The organism is Mesorhizobium sp. AA23 (genome assembly GCF_001672435.1).
GTDB lineage: Bacteria > Pseudomonadota > Alphaproteobacteria > Rhizobiales > Rhizobiaceae > Mesorhizobium.
Genome location: NZ_LYTP01000008.1, coordinates 65,176 through 89,228, shown reverse-complemented (window position 1 = coordinate 89,228; position 24,053 = coordinate 65,176). Strand labels below are relative to the sequence as shown.

Annotated in this window: 24 protein-coding genes; 7 read left to right on the top strand and 17 right to left on the bottom strand. The window is 64.8% G+C overall.

The annotated features are described in order from the left end of the window. Nucleotides 1-238 precede the first annotated feature (238 nt). A complete protein-coding gene (locus A9K66_RS09040) occupies nt 239-583 on the top strand; it encodes a hypothetical protein (RefSeq protein ID WP_067322538.1) in 345 nt (114 codons plus the stop codon). Between the two features lie 244 nt (nt 584-827). On the opposite strand, the gene A9K66_RS09035 is transcribed toward A9K66_RS09040, so the two are convergent. Next, nucleotides 828-1,994 (bottom strand): PLP-dependent aminotransferase family protein, encoded by a 1,167-nt coding sequence (locus A9K66_RS09035; protein ID WP_067322659.1) that lies wholly within the window; start codon nt 1,992-1,994, stop codon nt 828-830. A gap of 402 nt (nt 1,995-2,396) precedes the next feature. Here A9K66_RS09035 and A9K66_RS09030 point away from each other — a divergent pair, with 402 nt between their 5' ends. After that, complete coding sequence (locus A9K66_RS09030) at nt 2,397-2,711, top strand: GYD domain-containing protein (protein WP_067322535.1); 315 nt, start codon at nt 2,397-2,399, stop codon at nt 2,709-2,711. Nucleotides 2,712-2,839: 128 nt separating this feature from the next. On the opposite strand, the gene A9K66_RS29330 is transcribed toward A9K66_RS09030, so the two are convergent. From A9K66_RS29330 to A9K66_RS08995, 8 genes are all read right to left on the bottom strand, one after another. Further along, a complete protein-coding gene (locus A9K66_RS29330; protein WP_082953795.1) occupies nt 2,840-2,995 on the bottom strand; it encodes a DUF1127 domain-containing protein in 156 nt (51 codons plus the stop codon). Between the two features lie 398 nt (nt 2,996-3,393). After that, a complete protein-coding gene (locus A9K66_RS09025) occupies nt 3,394-4,641 on the bottom strand; it encodes an amidohydrolase family protein (protein ID WP_067322532.1) in 1,248 nt (415 codons plus the stop codon). A 355-nt stretch (nt 4,642-4,996) separates the two neighbouring features. Next, entirely contained in the window at nt 4,997-5,452 is a 456-nt protein-coding gene (locus A9K66_RS09020) for a GFA family protein (protein WP_067322530.1), read from the bottom strand. 85 nt (nt 5,453-5,537) lie between these two features. Continuing rightward, nucleotides 5,538-6,089, bottom strand: a complete 552-nt coding sequence (locus A9K66_RS09015) for an isochorismatase family protein (RefSeq protein WP_067322527.1) — start codon at nt 6,087-6,089, stop codon at nt 5,538-5,540. Between the two features lie 133 nt (nt 6,090-6,222). Further along, nucleotides 6,223-6,663, bottom strand: coding sequence for a hypothetical protein (locus A9K66_RS09010; protein ID WP_127325577.1), 441 nt, complete (start codon nt 6,661-6,663; stop codon nt 6,223-6,225). 162 nt (nt 6,664-6,825) lie between these two features. Next, the gene (locus tag A9K66_RS09005) at nt 6,826-8,838 is read right to left on the bottom strand and encodes an amidase (RefSeq protein ID WP_067322521.1); all 2,013 of its coding nucleotides are present in this window, start codon (nt 8,836-8,838) and stop codon (nt 6,826-6,828) included. A 249-nt stretch (nt 8,839-9,087) separates the two neighbouring features. Next, nucleotides 9,088-9,888, bottom strand: a complete 801-nt coding sequence (locus A9K66_RS09000) for a hypothetical protein (RefSeq protein ID WP_245307468.1) — start codon at nt 9,886-9,888, stop codon at nt 9,088-9,090. A gap of 23 nt (nt 9,889-9,911) precedes the next feature. Further along, complete coding sequence (locus A9K66_RS08995; RefSeq protein ID WP_067322656.1) at nt 9,912-11,402, bottom strand: WD40 repeat domain-containing protein; 1,491 nt, start codon at nt 11,400-11,402, stop codon at nt 9,912-9,914. Between the two features lie 553 nt (nt 11,403-11,955). Here A9K66_RS08995 and A9K66_RS30195 point away from each other — a divergent pair. Both A9K66_RS30195 and A9K66_RS30730 read left to right on the top strand, forming a co-directional pair. Beyond that, nucleotides 11,956-12,060 carry a putative RiPP precursor gene (locus A9K66_RS30195; protein ID WP_156751045.1) on the top strand — a complete coding sequence of 35 codons (105 nt, stop codon included), beginning with the start codon at nt 11,956-11,958 and terminating at the stop codon, nt 12,058-12,060. A 76-nt stretch (nt 12,061-12,136) separates the two neighbouring features. Further along, complete coding sequence (locus tag A9K66_RS30730) at nt 12,137-12,226, top strand: lasso RiPP family leader peptide-containing protein (RefSeq protein ID WP_164746769.1); 90 nt, start codon at nt 12,137-12,139, stop codon at nt 12,224-12,226. Nucleotides 12,227-12,377: 151 nt separating this feature from the next. On the opposite strand, the gene A9K66_RS08985 is transcribed toward A9K66_RS30730, so the two are convergent. From A9K66_RS08985 to A9K66_RS08955, 7 genes are all read right to left on the bottom strand, one after another. Continuing rightward, nucleotides 12,378-13,568 (bottom strand): hypothetical protein, encoded by a 1,191-nt coding sequence (locus A9K66_RS08985; RefSeq protein WP_067322513.1) that lies wholly within the window; start codon nt 13,566-13,568, stop codon nt 12,378-12,380. A gap of 186 nt (nt 13,569-13,754) precedes the next feature. Next, the gene (xth, locus tag A9K66_RS08980) at nt 13,755-14,531 is read right to left on the bottom strand and encodes an exodeoxyribonuclease III (RefSeq protein WP_067322653.1); all 777 of its coding nucleotides are present in this window, start codon (nt 14,529-14,531) and stop codon (nt 13,755-13,757) included. A 164-nt stretch (nt 14,532-14,695) separates the two neighbouring features. Continuing rightward, nucleotides 14,696-15,346: an alpha/beta family hydrolase gene (locus A9K66_RS08975; RefSeq protein WP_067322510.1), complete on the bottom strand. Its 651-nt coding sequence runs from the start codon at nt 15,344-15,346 to the stop codon at nt 14,696-14,698. A gap of 33 nt (nt 15,347-15,379) precedes the next feature. Next, the gene (locus tag A9K66_RS08970; protein ID WP_156751043.1) at nt 15,380-16,492 is read right to left on the bottom strand and encodes a tetratricopeptide repeat protein; all 1,113 of its coding nucleotides are present in this window, start codon (nt 16,490-16,492) and stop codon (nt 15,380-15,382) included. A gap of 11 nt (nt 16,493-16,503) precedes the next feature. After that, the gene (locus tag A9K66_RS08965; RefSeq protein ID WP_067322505.1) at nt 16,504-17,415 is read right to left on the bottom strand and encodes a Ku protein; all 912 of its coding nucleotides are present in this window, start codon (nt 17,413-17,415) and stop codon (nt 16,504-16,506) included. Between the two features lie 292 nt (nt 17,416-17,707). Next, nucleotides 17,708-20,191, bottom strand: a complete 2,484-nt coding sequence (gene ligD, locus A9K66_RS08960) for a DNA ligase D (protein ID WP_067322502.1) — start codon at nt 20,189-20,191, stop codon at nt 17,708-17,710. Between the two features lie 239 nt (nt 20,192-20,430). Next, entirely contained in the window at nt 20,431-20,655 is a 225-nt protein-coding gene (locus tag A9K66_RS08955; protein ID WP_067322499.1) for a hypothetical protein, read from the bottom strand. A 325-nt stretch (nt 20,656-20,980) separates the two neighbouring features. Between A9K66_RS08955 and A9K66_RS08950 the strand changes: the two genes are divergently transcribed. Both A9K66_RS08950 and A9K66_RS08945 read left to right on the top strand, forming a co-directional pair. Continuing rightward, nucleotides 20,981-21,478: an N-acetyltransferase gene (locus A9K66_RS08950; RefSeq protein ID WP_067322496.1), complete on the top strand. Its 498-nt coding sequence runs from the start codon at nt 20,981-20,983 to the stop codon at nt 21,476-21,478. Nucleotides 21,479-21,549: 71 nt separating this feature from the next. Then, on the top strand, nt 21,550-22,557 hold the full coding sequence (locus A9K66_RS08945) for an aldo/keto reductase (RefSeq protein WP_067322493.1): 1,008 nt from the start codon (nt 21,550-21,552) through the stop codon (nt 22,555-22,557). Between the two features lie 48 nt (nt 22,558-22,605). On the opposite strand, the gene A9K66_RS08940 is transcribed toward A9K66_RS08945, so the two are convergent. Then, nucleotides 22,606-22,833: a hypothetical protein gene (locus A9K66_RS08940; protein WP_067322490.1), complete on the bottom strand. Its 228-nt coding sequence runs from the start codon at nt 22,831-22,833 to the stop codon at nt 22,606-22,608. Nucleotides 22,834-23,051: 218 nt separating this feature from the next. Here A9K66_RS08940 and A9K66_RS08935 point away from each other — a divergent pair, with 218 nt between their 5' ends. After that, nucleotides 23,052-24,008 (top strand): arginine deiminase family protein, encoded by a 957-nt coding sequence (locus A9K66_RS08935; protein ID WP_067322487.1) that lies wholly within the window; start codon nt 23,052-23,054, stop codon nt 24,006-24,008. Nucleotides 24,009-24,053: the final 45 nt, after the last annotated feature.

Sequence of the window (24,053 nt, the reverse complement as noted above, 5' to 3'; positions counted from 1 at the left end):
GAGCACTGCCGACGAGCAGTGTCACGCGCGGCGGCGAGTCCATACTATCCCCCTCTCGCCAACGCGGGCGACCCGATTTGTCCTTGCCGGCCCTTCCTAAAAGTGCCGCCACCCGATCTCGCTGTCAGGCCAGAATAACAGAGCTATGCGGTTCTTCACGAATTTTTTCAGCCGGAACATCCCCTGGAAAGCTCCGTTGGAAACTTAGTCAACGATGCAAACCAATGGAGATTTCCTGATGATGAAGAAGATTCTCGCAGCTTCCGTTCTTACCCTGGCGCTCGCGACCTCGGGCGCCATGGCTCAGACAGCCGGTGCAAGCGGCGACGCCAGCGGCAGCGTTTCGGGCGGCGTCTCGGGCACGACTGGCGGCGCCTCGGGCAGTGCGACGGGCGGTGCCACGGTCACCACGCCGACAACCCCTGGCACGGATACGACCACCACGAATTCCATGAATTCCACGAATTCGACGAACCAGCCGGCCGGCATGCAGGATCGCTGCAAGGATACGGGCGCCAACGATACCGACAACAACACGGCCAGCGGCAATACGACCTCGAACATGCAGAACTGCAACAAGTAGGGCGGTTTCGATTCGCACCGGATCGCCGACACAAAAAAGCCCCGCCGGTGGAAGCCGTCGGGGCTCTTTCGTTGAGGCCTTGAAGGTGGGACTTCGCTGCCTGCCGATCCAGGGGGTGTTGGATCGGCCGCGACCCTAGCCGAAGAATCGGCGTGGCTATAATCACGGCTGCGCACATACCAATCACGCCTGCGCGAGAAGGAGGTGATAGCCGGCTGTCGATCTCTCTTTGAGGGAAGAGCGGCTATCTGAGCAGCTTCGCCAATCGCGGCACGCCCTCGCCCACCGCGCGGTCGTCGGCCAGCGTGAAGGACATGCGCAGCGTGTTGCGGCCGGTGCCGTCGGCGTAAAAGGCGTTGCCCGGCACGAAGGCGACGCGCGCCTCCTGCACCGAACGCGCCAGCAACGCGGTGGCGTCAGTGCCTTCGGGCAGCGTCAGCCAGACGAACATGCCGCCTTCCGGCCGGCTCCAGGAAATGCCGTCCGGCATGTTTTCCTCGAGCGCGCCGAGCAGCGCGTCGCGGCGACGGCGATAGGCACCGATCAGCTTCTCCACCTGGGCGTCGGAGATGGTCTCGGCAACGCGATGCATGACCATCTGGTTGATCGACGGGCTGTGCAGATCGGAGGCCTGTTTCATCAGCACCAGCTTTTCCACCACATGGCGCGGGGCGCAGACCCAGCCGACGCGCATGCCTGGGGACAGGATCTTGGAGAAGGAGCCGCAATAGAGCGTGCGGGCATTGTCGATGCCGCCCGAGCGGGCGCAATCCAGCGCCAGGATCGCGGGCACCGCCTCGCCGTCATAGCGCAGCGCCCGGTAGGCGGCGTCCTCGATGACGGCGATGTCGAGCTCGCCGGCGAGGTCGAGCACCGCCTCGCGCTGCTTGCTATCCAGCGTGTTGCCGGTCGGGTTGGCGAAATCCGGCACCAGATAGGCGAATTTCACTTTGCCGCCGTTAGCCGCGGCGGCCGCGCGATAGGCGTCCGGCGTCATGTTGCCGCCGGCGGTGTTCAGCCGGTCGTAACGCGGCTCGTAGGCGTTGAAGGCTTGCAGCGCGCCGAGATAGGTCGGCCAGGTGACCAGCGCGGTGTCGCCGGGCGACAGAAACAGCTTGCCGAGATAATCGAGCGCCTGCTGCGAGCCGGAGGTGATGAAGATGTTGCCCTCGTCGCATCGGATGCCGAGTCCGCCCATATAGCCGGCCAGCCATTTGCGCAGCGGCAGAAAACCTTCGCTGACCTGGTATTGCAGCGCGGCCCCCGCTTCCGCGCCGCCGAGCACGGCCTGATAGGCGTCGCCGATGGCCTCGGCCGGAAACAGCGAGGCATCGGGAATACCGCCGGCGAACGAGATGATGTCGGGCTGATCGAGCAGCTTCAGGAGCTCGCGGATTTCCGAGGCCTTCATGCGCGAGGAGCGCGAGGCCAGAAGGTTCAACAGGGTCAAAGCGCACCTCCCGCAGTGCTTCGTTCAGGGTTTTAGCATTTAGGTCAGCTTCGTTGACCTATTATCAGGCCACGTCCGTCGCGTGAATACACAAAACGGCCATGGCGCATCGCTCTGACGACATTTGGCCCACATATCCTGACGGAGATATCTGACACGACGGCGGTCCGCTCATCGCGGGATTGTCGTAATATTAGAATAGGCGCATATTGTCGCAAGCCGAAGCCGTGCTCCGGCTGAACCGCCTGTTGGCCATGGTGCCCGGGCGGTCCGTGACCAGGTCAAATGTCACTGAAACAACAAGCACCTCGGCTGCTCAAACCATTGGGCAGCCTGAGGCAATGATATTTGGAGGAGATAGCCATGAAGGTCACCATACTGGCAAGTTACGAACCCCATGCCGCCAAAGGGCTGATGCAGGGATCGAACCGCGAAGCTGCAATCCAGGCGCTCTTTGAAAGCGTCGGCGGCAGGATGAGCAGCGTCATGTTCACGCGCGGCATTTACGACGTCGTCGTCAATGGCGAGGTGCCGGATCAGGTCGCCGGGATGGGCATGGCCCTTGCCGTGCGCGCGAGCGGCTCGTTGAGCGAGCTGGTCGTCCTCGAAGAACTCGACATGAAGGCGGTGCTCGCGGTCGCCAACAAGGCTGCCGGGGCCTACAAGCCCGCCGGCTGACGGCCTGGCCAGGCAGCAGGGACGGCGCGTTCGTCGTCCCGTGCTGCCGGCATCACGTCACCGCAAGCCGAGGCTTTGCTGACGCATGCCCTTATCCCCAAACCGCTCCGCACTTTGGGCAACATGCATTAGAACGGCAATCGAATCTCGTCGTCCCGGGCCGTATCGGGCCATCCGATGTCCTTGCGGATCTCCGGCGGCAGTTCGTTCAGCTCGCGCGTCGTTCTGCGGCGCCTTCTCGCCTGCGCGAACGCGGCGCGGATTCGGTTAAGGCTCTTAAACATCGCAACCTCCACAAAGCAGCGGCAGAACTGGCGGCCGCCCTCCGGGCGCCGCTTTTGAGGTGCGTCTGTAACCAGGCGATTGCGCGCAGACGGTGAAATGCTTCACGAAGCCGGAGCGGCCTGAAACATTTGTGTGCGAATTAAATTGGGTTTCGACGCCGCGGCATTAGTGGCGAGCGCCAACAGGCGGCGCTGCCGGCTATGACGGGCGCACAATTGCTGACTGCCTTGCTCGCCAAGATAGGCGTCAGGCGTTAGTCCGTACTACCGGAAGGAAGTTGCTGCGCGGTCTGCGCCGAGAGCCGGCCTTTGCGGACGAGCGTCGGCTTCGAATATTCTTTTTTCATGGCGAAATCTCCCCTGCCTCGCCGGAAAAATGCGGTACGGCTATCGGACTGTCAAGCAGATCGCAGGCCGGTGGATGGCAGGCCGGTGAGGCCGGCCCGATCAACCACCTTCCCGTCCTTGACCACTTCCCTGCCTGCGCGATACACGGTTCGCTCCTTCGGCACCGCCACCACCGCTTCCGGCACATGCTCGGCCCTGAGCGCGACGAAATCGGCCTTGGCCCCGACGGCGATGCCATAGCCTTCGAGCCCCAGCGCCCTGGCGCCGGCATGGCTCACCACGTCGTAGGCTGCTTCCAGCTGGCAATCCTCGTAGAAGCCGGAGCGGTAGCCGATCATGTTGGCGCGGTTCAGCATGTCGCCATCGCCGTAAGGCCACCAGGAATCGCGGATGTTGTCGGAGCCGGCAAAGACCGTGACGCCCGCCTTGCGCAATGCCGCCACCGGCGGGAAAGGATGGTTGCCGGGCGCGTTGGTCATGATGGCGACGCCGGAGGCGGCGAGCAGCTCGCCGGCTTTGGCCAGCGCGTCGGCGGAAATGTCGCCCAGCGCATAGGCGTGGCTGACGGCGACTTTGCCTTGCATGCCCAGTGCCGTGCTCCGCGCGGCGATCTCCTCGATCTCGAACAGGCCGAGGGTGCCGCCGTCATGCAGGTGGATATCGATTCCGGCGCCATGTTTTTCGGCAAGGCCGAAGACGACGTCGAGATGGCCCTTCACATCGCGGTCAAAGCTTGCCGGGTCGAGCCCGCCGATCAGATCACAGCCGAGCTTCAAAGCCTCGTCCAGAAGCTCGGCGGTGCCGGGCGACGACTGGATGCCGCTTTGCGGGAAGGCGACGAGCTGGATGTCGATCAGCTCGCGATATTTTCCGCGCACGGCAAGGATCGTCTCGACATGTTTCAGCCCGACCGCGGCGTCGACCATGACATGGCTGCGCATCGCAAGGCTGCCATTGCCGACGCAAAGCTCGAGCTGGTTTTTCGCGCGCTCTTCCATCGGCGCGGCCTGCTCGAGGTTCCGCATCTGGAAGGCGACCCGCTCGCGCACGTCGAAGCCGTTGGTGCAGGGAATGTGCGGGCGCCAGACATCGCCATAGAAGGAGGTGTCGAGATGGATGTGGCCCTCGACGAAGGCCGGCAGCACGAGCTGGCCGGCGAGGTCGACGGCGCCTGGCGGCGTGCCGGCGGCATTGGCGGCGGGCGTGATGGCGCTGAAGCGGCCGCCGGCGACGGTGAGGTCGGCCAGGGAGCCGTCGGCGATTTTCGCGTTGAGAAAGCGGGGCAAGATGCAATCCATCAGCAATGATGCATCAGTCGTCGTCCCTCGGCAGGCAGAGGTCAATGCGGATCGGGATAGAAAGTGTTTCGCCGAAGTTCTCTGTCACCCGCGGTTGGCAGATCGCGCGCCCGATCGCCTGCGCCGCCGTTAACCTTAATTCCAAGCGGCGGTGGGGAAGTCCCTGTCGCCTGCCTATTCCGCTATCGCGGAAGTTTCGGCACGAGAAAAACATGCCATAGTCCAGGCTGCGGTACGAGGCCGCCTTGGTCGACGCGGACGCCCAAGCACATCCCCAACAATGTCGCCCCCAACGGCCGCGTCGACCTTGTACTGAACGGCGATCTGACCCGGGTCGCCGTTTTGTTTTTGGCCATCAGGCCTGGGACTTGGCGTATTCCGCGACCAGCCCGTCATATTCCTCGAAGGCCGGCAAGGCCGCGTAGCTGTGCAGGGCGGGCGTCTCGGCCCAGGGCAGCTTCTCGCTGGTCCAGGTCTCGACGAAAGGCGTGAACCAGGCGGGGTCGTCCAGCATGGTCGGGCGCAGGTTGACGAACCAGTCGAGCCCCTCCGGCCGGGTGAACATCCAGCTCATGCAGTAGCCGCAGAAATAGTGCTTCGAAGCGCCGCGCAGGCCGCCGATCACCGGCTCGCCCTTGGTGATCTCGAAGCCATCCGCGGGAATGGCGGCGCTCAGCGAATAAGCGCTCGACGACATCTTCTGGCAGCCGGTGCAATGGCAGGCCATGGTGAGCAGCGGCTTGGCGGAGATCCTGAGGCGCACGCGGCCGCAGCGGCAGCCACCTTCGGCAGGCAGGGAGGGAATTGGCATGAGCGCTCCTTGGTTGGTTTTCCCTTCTCATCCGTCGCCTTCGGCGACACGTTCTTCCCACAAGGAAGAAGGAGGAGCCAAGCCCTCAGCCCCCAATCAGCGCCGCGGTCGTCGTCAGCCGCGCGCCCTGCTCGGCGAAGGCTTTGTTGTGCCGGACGATGATGTCGGGCGCTTTCTCCTCCTCGGAATCGAGCGTCGAATGCGCATCCGAAACGACGGTGACGCCGAGGCCCTGGGCAAGAGCGCCTTTCACCGTGGCGGCAACGCAGAAATCGCTCTGGGCGCCGATGAGCACCACGTCGCGAACGCCCTGCCCCGCGACCCACTGCCCGAGATCGGCGTTGGAGAAGGCATTGCCGACGCTCTTGCCGAAGGTCGGTTCGCCGGCCGCCTGGCCGAGCTGCGGCCATACCGGCCAGCCGGAAGCGCCCGGTGCCAGCGGATCCCCCGCCGGCCCGTCATGACGCACGAAGGCCACCTTGCGGCCGGTTTTGCGCGCCCAATCGAACAATTTTCGCGCGCGCTCGGCAATGACGTCGGCATCATGGATCGGCGGATCGAAACGGCCGTCGAACATGCCGGTCTGGAGGTCGATGACGATCAGCGGAGCGGCGGCCGAGGGAGCGGTGTCTGGCATGGGCGCGAAGATAGCGGAGGTGGGGGGTGGGTCAAGCACGGGGACGAGCGTGGTCCACGCCCTTGTGGCAGATCGACAGTTCGGCGCCGCTTGCCAGAGCTTGGGTTCAGGCCGTACGAGCTAGAGCTTTCTGCTAGCGGTTCCTCAGAACATAGACGCTGCCAGCAAGGAGGCCCACGGCTATGGCGAACAACACGAGAGCAATAGCGATCCGCCAGGCAGGATTCATTGAGTGGCGACCCGGCAGCGAACTGCCGGCTTCGCGCATTGTTCTAACGGCTACCTTAAGAATTTCCAGGGCCAGAACCACGCAGACCGCAGTAGTTGCGAAAGCCAGCAGCATCTTCGGTGCAGGTGGATGATTGTATAAACCGACGATGGACTCACCCAAGCGGTAAAGGACGATGGGCGCATATCCCATGGCCGCGAAAAGGCCGCCGCCCACCGCAAAGTACATGGCCAGGCGCCAGAGCCAGTCTGAATGTCGCCTGCCGGCCGATTTCCGGGCCCGATAGTCGAGCGCCGCAAAGCAAAGGGTCCCAGCCGACCAGCAAAGTCCGATCCACCAATTCATGGATGTATTCTATTGTTCCGCTGGTTAGTTTGAGATTAAGGACGCCGGCCTCCTACAGGCACGGCACCGCTGCCGGAGCGCTCAATCTTCTTCCAGCACCCTCATCCGTCTCGGCGCTACCCGCCGATCCTCTTTCTCCCACAAGGGGAGAAGATAAGCGCCCTACCCAATCCCGCCGGTCACAACATAAGCCCCGCCAACTCGCCGATCCGGCAGCCTCACGATCGCCGTGACGATCGAGCCGTAGGCGCGGCGCCAGACGCTGTGGAAGCCCTGATGCGTCGCAGCCGGCACGACGGCCCGGCCGGTGTGGCGGTTGGCGCTTCCCTGCATGGCGACCGGTTCGCCGTTGACGTGGACTTTCACGGCTGCATCCGGCCCGGCCTCGCCCGCGTCGATCTCCAGCGCGATCGCGATCTCGTCCGTGTCGCCGGCATGGATTGTCTCGGCGGTGAGGGCCAGCATAAGCAGCGCTTCGCTGGGGCGGCCCAATGTGCCCTCGCTCCGTTCAAACACATCATCGGCCAGCGGCGGCGTGCGTGGCGGGACGGTGCGGCGCTGGGTGGCGCGCTCGTAGCCGCCGGCCATCGTCAGCAGCGCCACGTCGTCATAGGCCTTGCCGGCGAAGGTCAAGCCGACCGGCATGCCGATGTCGGCCATGGTGCCCATCGGCACCGTCACCGTCGGGATGCCGAGATGCCGCCAGACCAGATTGCCGTTGGCGACCCAGGTGCCGTTGCGCCAGGCAAGATCGGCGGAGGCCTCGTTGACATCCGCATCGGCCGGGCCGACATCGGCGACGGCCGGCAGCACCACGGCGTCGAGGCGGTTGGCGTCGAGCCAGTTCTCGAAGTCGATGCGGCGCGTCTCTTCCAGCCCCTTCAGCCCGTCCTCCATGGTGGGAATGGCCTCGAGCGGGCTCACCCCGTCCTTCGCCCGCTCGACATAGTCCGCCAGGTCGAAGCCGTCGTCGCCATAGCGGTCGGGCAGCGTGCCCGGCGGCTGCGGGAAGATTTTCGGGCCATCAACCGAGGCGAGATCGGGAATCGCGGGATCAGCATTGGCGCGCAGGAAATCGTCCCACGACCAGATTGACAGGTCCCAGATCTCGCGGTTTGCAAATTCCTCCGGCACCAGGCCGCGATCAACCATGGAGCGCGCGCCCGGACGGTCGCGCTCATAGTTCGATACGACGGGGAAATCGACCTCGACCACCTCGGCCCCGAGTGCCTGCAGGTCATGCGCGGCCTGCCGCCAGAGCTCCAGCACCGAGGCGCGCGTCTCGATCGGCCGGCCGGCGCCGAGATCCTTGCCGATATACATTTTCGGCACGCCGAGCCGCTTGCCCTCAAGCGCGCCTTGCAGGGGAAGTCCGGTATAGCTCGTCGGCCTCAGCGCTGATGCCTTCGGGATCGAAACCCAGGGCTGCACGCGCCAGAAGTCGCCGCGCGTGTCATGATCGTCGGCGACGATGACGTCGAGCAGCTCCAGCATGTCCGGCACGCTCCGCGTATGCGGCACCACCACATCCATGGTCGGCACCAGCGGCCAGTTGCCGCGTACCGAGATCACCCCGCGCGACGGCGTGTAGGCGACCAGCGCGTTGTTGGAGGCGGGCGCGCGGCCGGACGACCAGGTTTCTTCGCCGAGCCCGAAGGCGGCGAAGGACGCGGTCGTCGCCGTCCCCGAGCCGTTCGACGAGCCGGAGGCGAAGGCGGCGGTGAGATAATCCTTGTTGTACGGGCTCTCGGCGCGACCATAGGCGCCGCGCTGCATGCCGCCATTGGCCATCGGCGGCATGTTGGTGAGGCCGATGAGCACCGCGCCCGCGGCGCGCAGCCGGGAGATCGTGAAGGCGTCCTCGCTAGCGATCAGATGCTCGAAGGCCGGCGAGCCGGCCGCGACCGTCAGGCCTTTCACCTTGTAGCTGTCCTTGGCGGTGTAGGGGATGCCGTCGAGCGGCCCAAGCGTTTTGCCCGCGCGGCGTCGGCGGTCGGAAGCTGCCGCCTCCTCGAACACCTTTGGATTGAGGATGGGCACGGCGTTCAGCGCTATGCCGTGGCGGTCGTAATGGGCGATGCGCCGCAGGTACGCGCCGGTGAGCTCGACGCTTGTGACTGTGCCGTCTTCCAGCGAGCGGCGCAGGTCGGCGATCGAGGCTTCGACTATATTCATGGCTTGGCGAACCTCTTGTCAGCAATCACGCGTCCGGCGAAGGTTGGCTCGAAATTCGTAAGCCGCGATCCGTCACACCCCCCTCTGCCCTGCCGGGCATCTCCCCCGCAAGGAGGGAGCTTGGATGTCGCGCAAGCTTTTGCCAAACCGCCGACGTTGCAGGGAGGGCCCCGTAGCCGATCTGCTGATCTCCCCAAAGGTCGGGGAGATGGCCGGCAAGCCAGAGGCGGGCGCTGTCCTGCCGACAATTCAGACGATCGAAGAGGTGCTAGTTCGGTGTTTTGACTTGCGTTCGATCCACCAGTCGTTCTGCCAATCTTCATAGCCGAGAAGCGAGCCCTCCATCCGCTCGAGAGATTCGTTCCAGCCGGTTTTGGCGAACACTTTCGATAACAGCAGAAACGCGTCTATCCGCCACTCCTCCCCGGGGAGTGAGAAGAAGGCGCGCCGCCACCCTTGGAAGTCGGGGAAACGGGCGTGCTCGGCTTCGGTAAAGGGAGTATCGATGACATGACGCACCAACCGGCCCGAGCGCACAAACGGGTCGAAGCGAGCCAACGTTTCCGACAGCCATTCCGCCGGATAAGCGTCATGGAAGACTGCCAGCGGCTTGCGACCTTCCAGCATCAGCGGCAGCTCGAAATTCGTATGAACGAGATACGGGACCTCACGGATTGGATGCCAGGACTCGATGCGGTTGAGCCTTCGATCAAGCTCGCGGGGTGGAATGCATATCGCGCCAAGTCGCTCGAGGTCGTCCGGGTCCAAATGCCATGAACCGGATAGCTGTGGACTGTCGCACGCCAGAACCGCGCGAAGCTCTTCCAGGTCTGAGACGCGAATTCGGGCTTCGGCGACCGCCGAACCGGTCGCAGGATCGATCTCCTGCAGGACAAAATAGATGGATTCGGCAGTGTTGCTCACATGGTGACGATGGCTGCTTGGACAATACTTGTACAGGCTTTCTTCAGACAGGCCACATTCCTTCGCTTGCCCCTCTGCCCTGTTGGGCATCTCCCCCGCAAAGGGGGGAGATTGGATGTCGCCCAAGCTGTCGCCAGTCTCCTACTTTGCTACTCCGGCGCGCCGGCGAACAGCACCTTGCCCTCCCCGCCTGCCGCCGGCCAATCGCGGATGGTGCGATCCATGCCGCCGGTCAAAAACGTACCGTGGGCGGCGAAGGCGACCGAGTAGATCGGCCCGGTGCCGGGGTCGAACTCGGCGATCTCGGCGCCCGTATCCATATTCCAGATCCGCGCCGTGCCGTCGAGCGAGGCGGAGCCGAGCCGTTTGCCGTCGGCCGATAAGGCGAGCGCATAGACGGTGCCGGAGTGGCCGTCGAAGCGGCGGACCTCCTTGAAGGTGTCGAGATCCCAGAGTTTTATCGTGTAGTCGCCGCTGCCGGTCACCGCATGGTGGCCGTCGGCCAGGAAGAGCGCGCCATAGGCGCCGCGCTCGTGGCCGTGCCAGTTGCGCAGCTGCTTGCCCGCAAGGATGTCCCAGAGCTTCAGTTCGCCGTCGATGCTGCCGGTGAGCGCCCTGGCGCCATCTGGCGAGATGGCGACGGAACTCACCGACCAATCGTGGCCCGGCAGGACATGCAGCACCGTGCCTTTCTGCAAATCCCAGACGACGACGGAACCGGTGTCGTGGCCGCTGACGGCGAGCTTGCCGTCGGGGCTGATCTTCAGTTGCCGGACGCCGCCGTTCGCACCGGACGAGAAGACATGCAGCACTGTGCCATCGGAAAGCTGGCGCAGCACGATCTCGCCGTCGTCGCCGGCGGTGAGCGCGCTTCTGCCGTCGGGCATGAAGAGCGCGCTGCGCGCCATGTCCTTGTGGACGCCGAGGTCGCGGATCAGCCGCTTGCCGTCGATATCCCAGAGCTTGATCATGCGATCGGTGCTGGCGCTCATGATCTGGTGGCCGTCGGCCGACACCGCCAGCCAGACGACGGCATCGCCGTGGCCTTCCGGCGCGGTCGGCTGGGCTGGGGGCGGTGGCCGAGGCGGCGCCAGCGTCTGCGGCGGCGTGGCCGGCGCCAGCGCGGTCTGCCGGGCCGGCGTGGTTGCAGGCTGCGCCGGTGCGGCGGGCTGCGGCGGAGCGGCCGCCGGCTCGGACGATGCGGTCGTCGGCGCCGGCGCGACAGGCGCGGAGGCCGGCTCGGTCCCAGGCTCTGCCGGAGCGAAGGCGACTTCCCTGGCCGGCGCGGCCGCATCGCCCCCTGTTTCCCGCCACCGGCCGAACTGGTCGGCGAGGATGACGACAAGGGCAATGAGCGGCACGGCAAGCGCGATGCGGCGCAGCCGCGGACGCCCGGCCGGCACGGTCGCAGCGTCGCGGCCGAACAGCGGCGCCGAAGGCTCATGCCTTGGCGCGCCCGGCAGCAGGCCGGCAAGGAACGAAAGCCCGGCGAGAATCGAAAGCATGCCCGCCGCGCCGAAGATCCCGGCGCTCGTCGTGGCCGGGGGCTTGCCCCCCAGCGCCAAATAAAGCTTGGCGAAGCAAGCGAAGCCGACGACGAGCATCGCCAGCGCCAACAGCCTGTCGGTCGATCTTTTCATCGGCATCCCCCAGGCGCCTCCACTCCAACTGGCGGAAGGCGCATCGGCCATTCTAGCCGAGCTTTTCGCCGGGGCTAAGTGCAAGAGATCACACGAAGAAAGGTAAACGTGCTTTGGCGCGGCGTGACTTCTTCAATCCCGCCGCCGGCCGAATTTCGGCTTTACTCAGCCGGCCGGCCAATATCCCGATGCTCAGAACCGAAGCGTGATGTCTTTCGCTCCATAAACAAGCGGCCCGTGAGCAGAAAGCCACACTCCCCAAGAATAACAAGCTCGACTACCCGCGCTGGTTGACAGCAAACGCTCTTATGACATTATCCGCCCGGGATTTTCAGGAGAGCCACAGCATGAAGAAGATTTACGAGAAGCCTGTGTTGGTCCGCAAAGGCAAGCTTTCGATGGTCGTCGCGGGTTCGACACCGGTCCCGGGTTGATTCGGGGACAGCTCGATCAGCTTCATTGATGTTTGAGGCCAGCTGTCATCCTGGCTTGTTGCGTGACAAGGCGGCTGATTATCGTCTTGTCAGTTCGAATGGTTAACGGGGGTTCAATCATGAAGAAGACTTACGAGAAGCCTGTGTTGGTCCGCAAAGGCAAGCTTTCGACAATTGTCGCCGGCGGTCCTTCTACTGTTGCCAATGGCGGCCCGGCGAGCTGATCTGCCGGACAATCTGCTGTTGATGCCTGCCGACCCTGGCTCCTTCTTGCGATCCAGGAAATTCGGAGAACCGGCCATGAAGAAAACCTATGAGAAACCAAGGCTGGTCAAGAAGGGCAGGCTTTCGGCAGTCACCGCCAACGGCGCCACTTCGCTCACCTTCTGACCATTACAGCGCGTTGCACCGAAATTCAGGCAACGCGCTGCAATTCCTTGTTTTAATGCACTTCTTCTCCCGAAGCTGCGGCATCCTCTGGGCGACATAGTTCGTCTTTGACATATCCCATTCGTAAGCCGCCGCGCTTCGGCGACATGCATCAGAGCGCCAGCACGAGATCATCCAACACCATCTGCCAGTGATGTTTGGTCGATAGACGCACGCGCGTCACCGCCTTCAGCATCGGCGCGTATTGAACCGGCGCCAGCGCCGACAGCGTGACCTCGTCGCGCGCGATCAACTCGTCCCCCAGCCAGCTTTCGACCAGCGCGCTCTCCCCTTCCGAGCGCAGCCATGCGGCGCTCAGCATCACCGAATGGAAGCCGAAAGGCGCCGCACGGCCGAACTCTGCCGGATGGCCGCTGCTGGTATAGGCGATATAGGCGCCCGAGACGTTGCCGTTGACGTAGCCTTCGCTGTTCCTGGTGTGGTCACGCGACATGGCGTTGAGATTGTACCAGTCGAGCCCGGCGTACCCGGAAGGAATCTTGCTCAGGCCGCGCGTGGTGATGTCGTCGAAGCCGATGGTGCTGAGCGCCGCGTCGGGCTCAAGCGCCCCGGACGCAAGCAAGCCGAGGTCGGCCGGATAGGCCGACAGCGCGAGGCGCCGGTCGAACCCGCCGCCGGCGATCACGACCTGATCGGCCTCGGCGGCGAGCGGGAAGCGGAAGGTGGTGGCCGCGCCGAGCGGGTGGCTTTCGAGCAGCTGGCCGTTGCCCATCACGGATAGGGTTGCGGTGGCCGCGGCCGGCGTCCTGCCGCTCACCATGCGCGCGGGGGTAAGGCCGACGGGCCTTGGCAGGCCCTCTCCGGCCAAACCGACAAGCGAGCCGGGCGCATCCGTCACGCGCACAGGCTGGTTCTCGTTGGCGCCGCTGGCGCGCCAGCCGGGCGGCACGGAGACCGAAAAGCGAAACGTTCCAGGCGAGCGGATCACGGCGCTGCGCCGCGTCGACGACATCGGGAAATTGGCAAAACCGGCAGCGTTGCTTCGCGCCGCGACGATGAAGCGGCCGGACTGGTCGAACAGCCGCACCACGATGCCGGCCATCGGGCGGTCGGCCTGACCATAGGTTCCGTCGCCGTCGACATCCATGAAGACGAAGGATGAGAAGTTCAGCTTGCCGGATGTCGGACCCCAGGCAGTGCGGGGTGCATAGTCGCCGGTCGGATTGGGATTGCCGCGCGCTCTGCGGCGCTTGCGCCGCCAGCGCAAAGCGAGCGCCATGAGGGCAGTGGCGCCGGCGATGACAAGGACGGAGATGAAGAGAACGAGGGCGTTGTCAGCCACGGCGGGGAAGCGTTGGCTGGAGAAAAATACTCAAGCTGAAAAGCATAAGGTCCGCGCCCCCTCGTAGTCCTGCAAAAGCTAACGCGAGCCGACGTTGCTGCACAGACATTATTTGCGAGAGGCTGGCATCAAAACATAGAGATGCCGGCGGGACAGCGCCGGCTTTCCCTTCTCCCGTCTAGAAGCTCAGGTCGCCAGTTCCACCCACACCGGCGCATGGTCGCTGGCGTTTTCCTCGCCACGCACCTCCCGATCGATGCCCGCTCCTTTCAGCTTCCGCGCCAGCTTCTTCGACAACAGAATGTGGTCGAGCCGTAGGCCGGCGTCGCGCGGCCAGCGGTTCCGGCGGTAGTCCCAGAACGTGTAGAGCTTCTCCTGCTTCGGAAAGACCTTGCGCAGCGCATCCGTCCAGCCCTGATCGATCAGCGCCGCAAAGGCGGCGCGGCTTTCAGGCTGCACCAGCGCGTTGTCGTCATAGGAGCGGGTGGCGTAGATGTCGCGCGGCTCGGGCACAATGTTGAAGTCGCCGGCAAGCACCACCGGCAGGCCGGTGTCGAACAATTCGTTCGCATGCGCCGCGAAGCGCTGGTGCCAGGCGAGCTTGTAGGTGAATTTCGGCCCGGGCTGCGGATTGCCGTTCGGCGCGTAGAGGCAGGCAATCACGATGCCGTTGACCGCCGCCTCGATGTAGCGCGCCTGGCGGTCGGCATCGTCGCCGGGCAGCGCGTCGCGTGTCAGCACCGGCTCGGCGCCGCGAGCCAGGATGGCGACGCCGTTCCAAGTCGGCTCGCCCTTCCACACCGCGCCATAACCGGCCTTCGCCAGCCGGGTCAGCGGAAACTGCGTGTCGCGGGATTTCAGTTCCTGCAGGCAGACGACGTCGGGCTTGGCTTTGACGAGCCAAGCCAAGAGGTTTTCCAGCCGGCTGTTGATGTTGTTGATGTTGAAGGTGGCGAGTTTCATTTGCCGAAGACGCCTCTTCATTCGTCATCCTCGGGCTTGACCCGAGGATTCATGCCGTGACCATCGCCGTGGAACTCTGCGGGGGAAGATTCTGAGCCGTTGCAATGCCTTAGCGTCACGGCATACTAGGGTCTGCGCCGCGTCGCTTCGCTCCTTGCTTCGCCCTAGGATGACGAAGCGAGAGGCGCCATCCGAGCTTTTATCGTCTCCGCCACCGTCTTCAGGTGATCCGCCACCGAAAAACCCGACACCGCCTTGCGGGGCTTGAGATCGTGGTCGCCGTCCTCCAGCCAGACCACCTCTATTGCCGCTGACAGCCCGTAGGTCGCGACCTCGTCCCTGGTGCCAAACTCGTCGCGCGTGCCCTGGAAGATCAGCGTCGGGGTCTTCAGGTCGGTGAGATGTTTTGTCCGCAGTTGCTCCGGCTTTCCCGGCGGATGGAAGGGGTAGCCCAGACAAACCAGGCCAGCGATCTCGCCCTTGGCAAACATCTCGTCGGCGACCATCGAGGCGACGCGCCCGCCCATCGACTTGCCGCCAATGATGAGCTTGCCGGTCAAGCCTTTGGCGCGCAGATCGCCGATCGCCTTGACATATTCCGGGTTCACCGTCTCGGCGCGCGGCGGCGGCTTGCGATGGCCAAAACGGCGCGCAGCCATGTAGTGGAACTCGAAGCGCGCGACGCGGAAACCGGCGGTGGCGAGAGCCTTCGCTGTCACGGCCATTGAGGCCGAGTCCATCGCCGCACCGGCGCCATGCGCGAGCAGGACGGTGACAGGGGCGGAGTCGGGGCCGTCGAAGAGGAAGTAGGTCATCGGGCGGGCTTCCTGGCAAGGCCGCACTCCGTCTCAAGCGCGAACATCTCGCTCGCCAGCCATGTGCAAATCCACGAACTGGATCCCCTTCTGCGCCAGTCTTGCCCATTCGGACTCCGCGTCGAGCTCCAGATAGCGTGCCCAAAGCCGGCGGGCTTCGGCCAGATTGCCGGCGTCGAACTCAAGCCGGGCCAGGTTGAACACCGGGTCGGCATAGGCCTTGTCGAGCGCCATCGCCTTCTGCAGGTGCCGCCGCGCCGACGCGACCTTGCCTTCGTCGCCCACCAAGCCGGCGAGGTTGAACCAGGCTTCGACGAAGCCGGGATCGAGCTTTATCGCGCGGGCATAATCATGCGCGGCTTCCGCTGCGCGGCCGACGCCGCGCAGGCAGTTGGCGCGGTTGAAGGCGGCGATGGCATCTTTTGGATCGATCGCCATGCAGCGCTGGTAGAGCGCTGCGGCCTCGTCGTGCCGCCCCTCCTCTTCCGCGGCTTCCGCCTCGGCGAACAGCTCCTCGAGCGTGTCGTCTTCCGGTGAGCCGAGGTCGAAGAGAAGCTGGCCGTCGAGCTCGCTGCGGCCCTCGTCGAGATAGATCGCGTCCGGCCGGCCATGCTGCGAACCGAGATTGAGCGACTTGGCGGTGAGCGAGGCGACCGGACCGGAGCGATGCACCGAGCGCGCGATCGCGCCCCATGTCGCGCCGCTGGCGATCAACCCGGCATATTTTCTGGCCAGGATCAGGTCGCGGAAGGAATAGGGTTCGCCGTCATGTTCGAAGGCGTCGAACAGCGACAGCATGTCGAGATCGCTGGCGGCAAGCCGCGACTGGTCGATCAGCGACTGCCGGGACAGCGACGACGCCTGAGGCGCCTTCAACAAGCCGAGCAAGCGCAGGAAGCCGTTTTCGCTGACCAATTCGCGCCCGGCTTCGCGCTCGGCCTGCACGCGGCGCTCGATGTCGCCATCGCCCGTTCTTGCCGTGGCCGCCTTGGCCAGCAGCGTACGGCCGAACACGACGTGGGTGGTGCGGCGGGTGACGCCGCGCCTCAACTCGGCATGGCGGCGCTCGACCTCGCGCGCGGCGAGCCTGAGCGGAAACGCGGCCAGCGGGCCGACGGCGCCGAAGACGGCGCCGGGAAGGATCACCGGCCCTCCCGTCACTTCTTGCTCTTGCCGACGGCTTTCAACAGGTTCGCTTTCAGCGGGTTCTCAGGCGCGCCGCCGCCGGCGGCCGCCTTCTTGGCGGGCTTGGCCGGCGCCTCCTCGGCCTTGCTCTTCGATTTGGCCGGCGGCTTGGCCGACTGCGACAGGCTCGCTTTCAGCGCATCCATCAGGTTGATGACATTGCCGCGTTCGGGCGCCGCCGCGATGATCGGCTTGTGGCCTTTGAGCTTCTCGCGGATCATCCCCATCAGCGCCACTTCGTAGCGATCCTCGTAATTCTTCGGATCGAAATGAGTTTCCTTCTGCTTGATCAGCGCCTGGGCGAGATCGAGCATTTCCGGATCCGGCTTGCCGGCCGGGATGTTGCCGAAATATTCAGCCGTGCCGCGCACTTCGTTGGGGTTCCTCAAGGTGCAGACGAACATGCCGTTCTCGCGCGGGCCGATCGTCACCACGCGCTCGCGGCTGGAAAGGACCAGGCGGGCGATCGCCAGCTTGCCGGATCTGCGCATCGCTTCGCGCAGCACCGCGAAGGTCTCCTCGGCCATGGCGCCGTCCGGGGCAAGGTAATAGGGCGAGTCCTGGTAGATGACGTCGACCTCATTCTCGTCGACGAAGGCCTCGATGTTCATCGTGTGGTTGGATTCGATCCGGACCGCGTCGAGATCGGCATCATCGATGATGATGTACTGCTTGTCCTCATATTCGTAGCCCCGGACCAGGTCCGAGCGTTCGACCAGGCCGAGTTCGGGGTCGACCGGCTTCATGTTGATGCGGTTGTGGGTCTTCTTGTGCAGCTGGTTGAACGAGATGCGCTCGCTCGCGCTGGTGGCCGGATAAAGCCGGACCGGACAGCTGACGAGGCTGAGCTTGAGGTAACCTTTCCAACTTGCCCTGGGCGCCATGATGAACTCCTACGCGGCCATGCACTGACAGTTTTACTTTTTTTGGAAGCCTGATCTTTGCCGAAAACCGGTTTCCCACTTTTCGGGATCATGCTCCGGCGCTTCGTCCGAAGGACGGTTGGCGCTCCGGAAATGCTACACCGACCCTTGATGGTACATGCAAATTGCTGACGAAGTGTTCTTGGGCCGGTTGGCGCGGAGGATAATTCAAATTGTAGGAAGCGTCGATGGAGATGGAAACCGAACGCTGGCAGGACAGAGGGGGGTGTGACGGATCGCCAACGCCTGCGGTTTACTTTCCCTCAACCACCGGCAAATCCCTGGCGGCCTCGTCGATCTCCGCCCAGGGATCGCCCGAGGTCTCCAACAGTCCCGGCAGCGAGGCGTAGTTCAGATCCTCGGGCGCGTCGATAGCCTCCAGATCGGTCCAACTCATCGGGGTCGATGCCGGCAGGTTGGTGCGGGCGCGCAGCGAATAGGGAGCGGCGGAGGTGTGGCCGCGGGCGTTGCGGTGGAAGTCGATGAAAATGCGCTTCTTGCGGTTTTCCTTGCCCATGACGGTGACGAAAGTGTCGGGCGCGCTTGCCGCGAGCAAAGTGGAAATGGTGCTCGAGGCCTGGTGCAGTTTCTTCCAGTTCTGCTTGCGCGTCACCGGCACTGTGATGTGGATGCCCTTGCCGCCGGACGTCTTTGCAAACGGCACCAGGCCGAGGCTCTCCAGCCCGCCCTTGATGTGGACGGCCGCCTCGACCACCTCGCGCCAGGAAATCCCCTCGCCCGGGTCGAGGTCGAAGACGATCTGGTCGGGCCTGTCGAGCTTGGTGCGGTGCGTGCCCCAGGTGTGGAACTCGACGACGCCGAACTGCGCCAGTGCCAGATAGCCCTTGGCGTCCTCGACCGAGAGGTAGGTCTTGGTCTCGCCTTCCGAACTGACGCTCTCGAACACCGCCACCGAAGGCGGCATGCCGGTGAAGGCGTGGCGCTGGAAGAAGCAGTCCTGCGGCCGCCCCGTCGGGCAGCGCACCAGCGACACCGGGCGGCCGATGATGTGCGGCAGCATGAAATCGCCGACCAGCGCGTAATAGACGGCAATGTCGAGCTTGGTCGGCCCGGTCTTGCCGAACAGCCGCCGCTCCGGATTGGTGACCCAGATGGTGGCGAGGTCGGACTCGGCGATCAGCCGCTTGCGCTTGACCGCAACCGGCGTGGTCAGGCCGCCGACATCGCGCAGGCCGCGGAAGACGCCGTGGCGGATCGCATTGTCGGCGGTGCGGTTCGAATAACGGACGCGTGCCGACAGCAGCGGCTTCACCCAATGCATCTCGCGCATGATCTCGCGCGGCACGCCTTCGGGCGGCGTGGCGCCGGCGGTCAGCCGCTCCAGCCGGGTCAGCAGGTCGGTCGCCATGTCGCGGTCGAAGCCGGTGCCGACCTTGCCGCGATAGTGCAATTCGCCGTCGACGAACTCGGCCATGCCCAGCGCTGCAAGCCCTTCCGCCCGGTCGGAAACGGTGTAGCCGGCGATGACGAAATCATCCGTCTTTTGCGCCTTGACCTTGGTCCAGCTCTTGGTTCGGCCGCTCATGTAGATGGCATCGGCGCGCTTGGAGACGACGCCTTCCAGCCCAAGGTCCGAGGCCTGGTCGTAAAGCCCGCGGCCATCGCCCTCGACGTGGTCGCTGTACTGGATGGCGGAGTTTGCCGCCTGGCCGGCGAGCAGTTCGGCAAGCAGCGCCTTACGCTTCTGCAGCGGCGCCCTGCGCAGGTCCCAGCCATCGAGATGCAGGAGATCGAAGGCGTAGAAATGCAGCTTCGAGCCGGCGCCCTGGGCCAGCGCGTCCTGCAGCAGCGCGAAGCGCGAGATGCCCTTGTCGTCCAGCACCATGATCTCGCCGTCGATGATCGCCCGGCTGACCGGCAGCCGCGAAAAGGCTTGCGGCAGGTCGCCGTAGCGCTTGGTCCAGTCGAGGCCGCCGCGGGTGATCAGCCGCACATTCCCGTCCACGACATGCGCCATGGTGCGGTAGCCGTCGAATTTGATCTCGTGCAGCCAGAGCGTGCCGGTGTCCTCGCCGCCGGGCGGCTCGCTCACCTGCGCGGCGAGCTGCGGCTCGATGCGGCTTGGCGGGTCTGCCTTGACCGCGCCGGGCAGCGCGCCGGGTTTCAGCGAGCCAGGTTTCGGCGGCAGGCGCTGCGGCTTTCTCGGCGCTGCCAGTTCCTCGATGCGCCGGCCGGACTTGACGCTTTCCGGCCGCGCTTCGAGAATGTCGAGCTCGGAGTCGGAGGCGAGATCGCGCTCCTTGAAAAGCAGCCAGTTCTTCTTGTTCTCGTCCTCGCCGGGCTTGGGCTTCAGCCGGGTCAGCATCCAGCCGCCATTGAGCTTCTGGCCGGCGAGGCGGAACTTGAAGGCGCCGGTGCGCAGGCTCTTTTCGACATCCTCCATCGGCGCCCAGGTGCCGGTGTCCCAGACGATCATCGGCCCGCCGCCATACTCGCCCTCGGGGATGACGCCCTCGAAGTCGATATATTCGATCGGATGATCCTCGGTCTCGACCGCGAGGCGCTTGTCGGCCGGATTGAGCGAGGGCCCGCGCGGCACCGCCCAGCTCTTCAGCACGCCGCCGACTTCGAGGCGCAGATCGTAGTGATCGGCGGTGGCGTGGTGCTTGTGGATGACGAAGCGATTGCCGCCGCCGACCTCCGGCCCGCCCGCGGGTTCAGGGGTGCGGGAGAATTCGCGCTTGGCGCGGTAGGTTTTGAGTTGGGGAGCTGGCATGGGTTAAGTGCCGAAGCGCGTAGCCGACAGTGGCAAGGGCCGCGATCCTTCGCGCCCCCGAGCCCGCGCGATCGTCATCCTCGGGGTTGACCCGAGGATCCATGCCGTGACCTTTACCGCCGAGTGCAGCCGAGCAGAACTTGGACCGTCGTGACGCGTCCAGGTCACGGCGTGGATCCCAGGGTCTCCGCGACGTCGCTTCTCTCCTGCTCCGCCCTGGGATGACGAAGGCACTCCACTCAATCGTCGGTCGCCGGCGTCAATTCCAGCTCGGCCGGCGTCAGACCCTGCCGCAGCTGGCTCAGCCGGAATTCGTCGACCCAATAGGCCTCGCCGTCGACCAGCACGCGGGCGCTGTAGGTGCCGCCGGAAAAGCTCTGCGCGGTGACGTAGACCTTGTGGCGGTCGAGCGCCTTCTTCACCGCGGCGCGGCGGGACTTTTCTCTGGCGACGGGACTGGCCATGGCTCACTCTGTAGACGCTGGCGCTGAACAGTCTCTAAGGATGAATGAGAGCGGGGGGCGAGTCAATTTGGCGGGGCGACGGAGCGCCAAGCTCCCGTCAAGCGGGCGAGACGGCCGGCAGGCCAGACCAGAGAGGCACCGGAAGGACCGAGGCGTTTGAGCCAATAAGGGCCGCCGCTTTGTTGCTATCGATCTCCCAACAAGAAACTACGATGCGTCGGCGGGACAGCGCCCCCTCTGCTCTGCCGGCATCTCCGCCACAACAAGGGGAAGATTGGCTGTCGCCAGCGCCGCGCCCTATCTTGGAGTGCAACGAGGGAAGCACATGTCTCACATCCGGGCGATGACGAAGAACGATCTGCCAGCCGTCTCGCGGCTGCTGGGAGGATCCTGGCGGCGGACCTATTCGCCGATCATGGGTGAGGAAACCGTGGCCCGGCTCTCCGACGAAAAACATGCGCCCGACAAGCTCGCCGAAGAGCTCGGCGACGACAACAAGATGTCGTTCGTGGCCGAGCGGACCGACGGATCGATCGCCGGCTATGCGATGGCAGCGATGGACGAGAGGGGCGATGTCATGCTCGACCGGCTGCATATCGAGCCGGAAGAGTTCGGCAGCGGCCTCGCCGTCGACCTCTTGCACGCGGTGCTTGCGGCCCATGCCGGCATTCCAAGCATCGCCCTGGAGGTGATCGAGGGCAATGAGCGGGCGATCGCCTTCTACCGCAAGCACGGCTTCGAGGTGGTCGAGCGCCGGCCGGCCGCACATGGCGTCGGCGGCCATGCCTCGCTGATCATGCGCCGAATGCTGCCGATGGCTTGAGGCCGCGCTGGACGCATCGCGTCCCGGCATTATAATTTCGCGGGCGCTAATTTCTTACCGGAGACAGATGAATGAGCCTCGGCAAGCAGAAACTCGGCAGCCAGGGGCTCGTCGTGTCGGCCATCGGCCTCGGCTGCATGGGCATGAGCCAATCCTACGGCCCGGCCGACGAAGCGGAGTCGATCGCGACGATCCACCGGGCGATCGAGCTTGGCTGCACCTTCCTCGACACGGCCGAGGTCTACGGGCCTTTCATCAACGAGGAGCTGCTTGGACGCGCGCTGAAGGGCCGGCGCGACGAGGTGACGATCGCGACAAAATTCGGCTTCCGCATCGTCGACGGCAAGCAGGATGGCACCGGGCGCGACAGCCGGCCGGAGCATATCCGCGAGGTGGTCGAGGCTTCGCTCACGCGGCTCGCGACCGACCGCATCGACCTGCTCTACCAGCACCGCGTCGACCCTGATGTGCCGATGGAGGATGTCGCGGGCGCGGTCGGCGAGCTGGTGGCGGAGGGCAAGGTGCGCTTCTTCGGCCTGTCGGAGGCGGGGGTTTCCAACATCCGCCGCGCCCATGCCGTGCACCCGGTCTCGGCGCTACAAAGCGAATATTCGCTGTGGGAGCGCAATCTCGAGCCCGACATCATCCCGGCGCTTGCGGAACTGGGCATCGGCCTGGTGCCGTTCGCGCCGCTCGGCCGCGGTTTTCTCGCCGGCGACGTGAAGCGGGCGGAAGACTATCCCGAAGGCGATTTCCGGCGCGGCGACCCGCGCTATCAGGGCGAAAATTTCGACGCCAATGTCGCCGCGGCCGCTACGGTCCGCGAGATTGCGGTCGCCAAGGGGGTCAAGCCCGGCCAGGTGGCGCTCGCCTGGCTGCTGGCCAAGGGGCCGGAATTCGGCATCGACATCGTGCCGATCCCCGGCACCAAGCGACGGACCTATCTGGAGGAGAATGTCGCCGCCGCCGACATCAAGCTCGACGCCACCGAGTTGCTGGGGCTCGACATGGCGCTGACGCCTGAGAAGGTATCGGGGCCGCGCTATAACGAGCGGACGATGTCGATGGTGGATCGGTAGGCATTCAGCTAATCTCCCTCCTCGAGGGGGAGATCAACTCGGTCGATCCTACTGCTTATTGCAATCCGCCAGCGCCGCCATCGCCTTCTTGGCCTCGGCCTCGCTGGCGTATCTCTTCTTGCCCAGATCGACGACAAGCGTTCCGTCGGGCTTCTTCGGCACGATCTCGCATTGTTTCGAAACGGCGTCCCTGGCGACCCACCATTCCTCGGCCGCGACAGCAGGCAGGCTGGCAATGCCGGTAGCGAGGATTGCGATAGCGACGGTGCGAACCATTCCTGGCCTCCATTGTCGGTTGCTGGAAAGCAGGCCGGAGTTGCCGGCGCCGTTCGTCGACGAAGCCAGCACACTGCCTTGGGCAAACGCCCTCCCCGGGCCTTCTGTTCCGGCTCAGCCGTGATCTCGGGAGTCACACGCCCGCATGCTGGCGTCCAATCTAACTTTTTGTGAGGATATCGGCCCTAACCTCCGCGCGAGGGAACCAGAGGTTTCACGTGCACGCCCTCGTCGACGATTTTTCCGAGTACCATGTCCCGCCGCGACGCATCCTGATGCACCATCCGCGGCATGGCTCATCGCTGAGGGCACTATCGCAGGAGCGGCTGGTCGAATTGAACTTCCTCGACCTGCCGCATGTCGAGGAATTCTATGCCGAGTACGATACCTTCGCCGCGTTGGTCGCGAACCATGTCGAGACGCTCTACCTCGAGGACGTGCTCGGCGATCACGTGCCGTACCGATCCGAGTCATCCGTCAACCCCAATCTGATCTTCATGCGCGACAGTTCAGTGACCCTGCCTTGGGCGCCGACGAAATTCATACCCACACGCCCTGCTCTGCCCAGCCGGGCTGCCGAGGCCGGGATCGTCAGCCATGCGCTGAAGCGGCTCGGCATGGCCCCGCTCACGCATCTGGGGAACGACGAATATCTTGAAGGCGGCGACGTCCTTCCGGTGACCTTCGACGGGCGCCGCGTGCTGCTCGTCGGCTTCGGCGTCAGGACGACCAAGGCGGCAGCTATCAAACTTGCGCTCGATCTCATCCCCGACCATGTCGACTACATCATCGGCCTCTCGCACGATCCGGCGTTGCTGCATCTCGACACCGGCTTCACCGTGCTGCCCAACAAGGTGATCCTGGCCGCCGCGGGCATGTTCGGCGCCGGCTTCCTGATCGATGAGAATCGGCGGCTCAACCCCGTCAATCCGCTCGCCTATGCCGAAGCGCTCGGTTGCTCAATCGTGCGCTGCGACAAGGCCGACGCCATCGCCCATGAACGCTGCAACCTCCTGCCGCTGGGCAACCGCCGCTACCTCGCGTTCGACATGCCGGCAGAACTCAAGGCAACGCTGGAGCAGGCGGCAGGCGTGACCATCGAGCGAGTCAAGGGGACCGAGATCGCCAAGGCCACCGGCGGTGTGCACTGCCTGACGAGGCCGCTTTACTGCTGACGCCGGTGCGGCTCGGACCTTGAATCATCGCGCGGCTCGCAACGT

Coding starts and splice junctions, on each gene's coding strand:
- A9K66_RS09040 (WP_067322538.1), top strand. CDS start 239: ATGATGAAGAAGATTCTCGCAGCTTCCGTTCTTACCCTGGCGCTCGCG.
- A9K66_RS09035 (WP_067322659.1), bottom strand. CDS start 1,994: ATGAAGGCCTCGGAAATCCGCGAGCTCCTGAAGCTGCTCGATCAGCCC.
- A9K66_RS09030 (WP_067322535.1), top strand. CDS start 2,397: ATGAAGGTCACCATACTGGCAAGTTACGAACCCCATGCCGCCAAAGGG.
- A9K66_RS29330 (WP_082953795.1), bottom strand. CDS start 2,995: ATGTTTAAGAGCCTTAACCGAATCCGCGCCGCGTTCGCGCAGGCGAGA.
- A9K66_RS09025 (WP_067322532.1), bottom strand. CDS start 4,641: ATGGATTGCATCTTGCCCCGCTTTCTCAACGCGAAAATCGCCGACGGC.
- A9K66_RS09020 (WP_067322530.1), bottom strand. CDS start 5,452: ATGCCAATTCCCTCCCTGCCTGCCGAAGGTGGCTGCCGCTGCGGCCGC.
- A9K66_RS09015 (WP_067322527.1), bottom strand. CDS start 6,089: ATGCCAGACACCGCTCCCTCGGCCGCCGCTCCGCTGATCGTCATCGAC.
- A9K66_RS09010 (WP_127325577.1), bottom strand. CDS start 6,663: ATGAATTGGTGGATCGGACTTTGCTGGTCGGCTGGGACCCTTTGCTTT.
- A9K66_RS09005 (WP_067322521.1), bottom strand. CDS start 8,838: ATGAATATAGTCGAAGCCTCGATCGCCGACCTGCGCCGCTCGCTGGAA.
- A9K66_RS08995 (WP_067322656.1), bottom strand. CDS start 11,402: ATGAAAAGATCGACCGACAGGCTGTTGGCGCTGGCGATGCTCGTCGTC.
- A9K66_RS30195 (WP_156751045.1), top strand. CDS start 11,956: ATGAAGAAGACTTACGAGAAGCCTGTGTTGGTCCGCAAAGGCAAGCTT.
- A9K66_RS30730 (WP_164746769.1), top strand. CDS start 12,137: ATGAAGAAAACCTATGAGAAACCAAGGCTGGTCAAGAAGGGCAGGCTT.
- xth (WP_067322653.1), bottom strand. CDS start 14,531: ATGAAACTCGCCACCTTCAACATCAACAACATCAACAGCCGGCTGGAA.
- A9K66_RS08975 (WP_067322510.1), bottom strand. CDS start 15,346: ATGACCTACTTCCTCTTCGACGGCCCCGACTCCGCCCCTGTCACCGTC.
- A9K66_RS08965 (WP_067322505.1), bottom strand. CDS start 17,415: ATGGCGCCCAGGGCAAGTTGGAAAGGTTACCTCAAGCTCAGCCTCGTC.
- ligD (WP_067322502.1), bottom strand. CDS start 20,191: ATGCCAGCTCCCCAACTCAAAACCTACCGCGCCAAGCGCGAATTCTCC.
- A9K66_RS08955 (WP_067322499.1), bottom strand. CDS start 20,655: ATGGCCAGTCCCGTCGCCAGAGAAAAGTCCCGCCGCGCCGCGGTGAAG.
- A9K66_RS08950 (WP_067322496.1), top strand. CDS start 20,981: ATGTCTCACATCCGGGCGATGACGAAGAACGATCTGCCAGCCGTCTCG.
- A9K66_RS08945 (WP_067322493.1), top strand. CDS start 21,550: ATGAGCCTCGGCAAGCAGAAACTCGGCAGCCAGGGGCTCGTCGTGTCG.
- A9K66_RS08940 (WP_067322490.1), bottom strand. CDS start 22,833: ATGGTTCGCACCGTCGCTATCGCAATCCTCGCTACCGGCATTGCCAGC.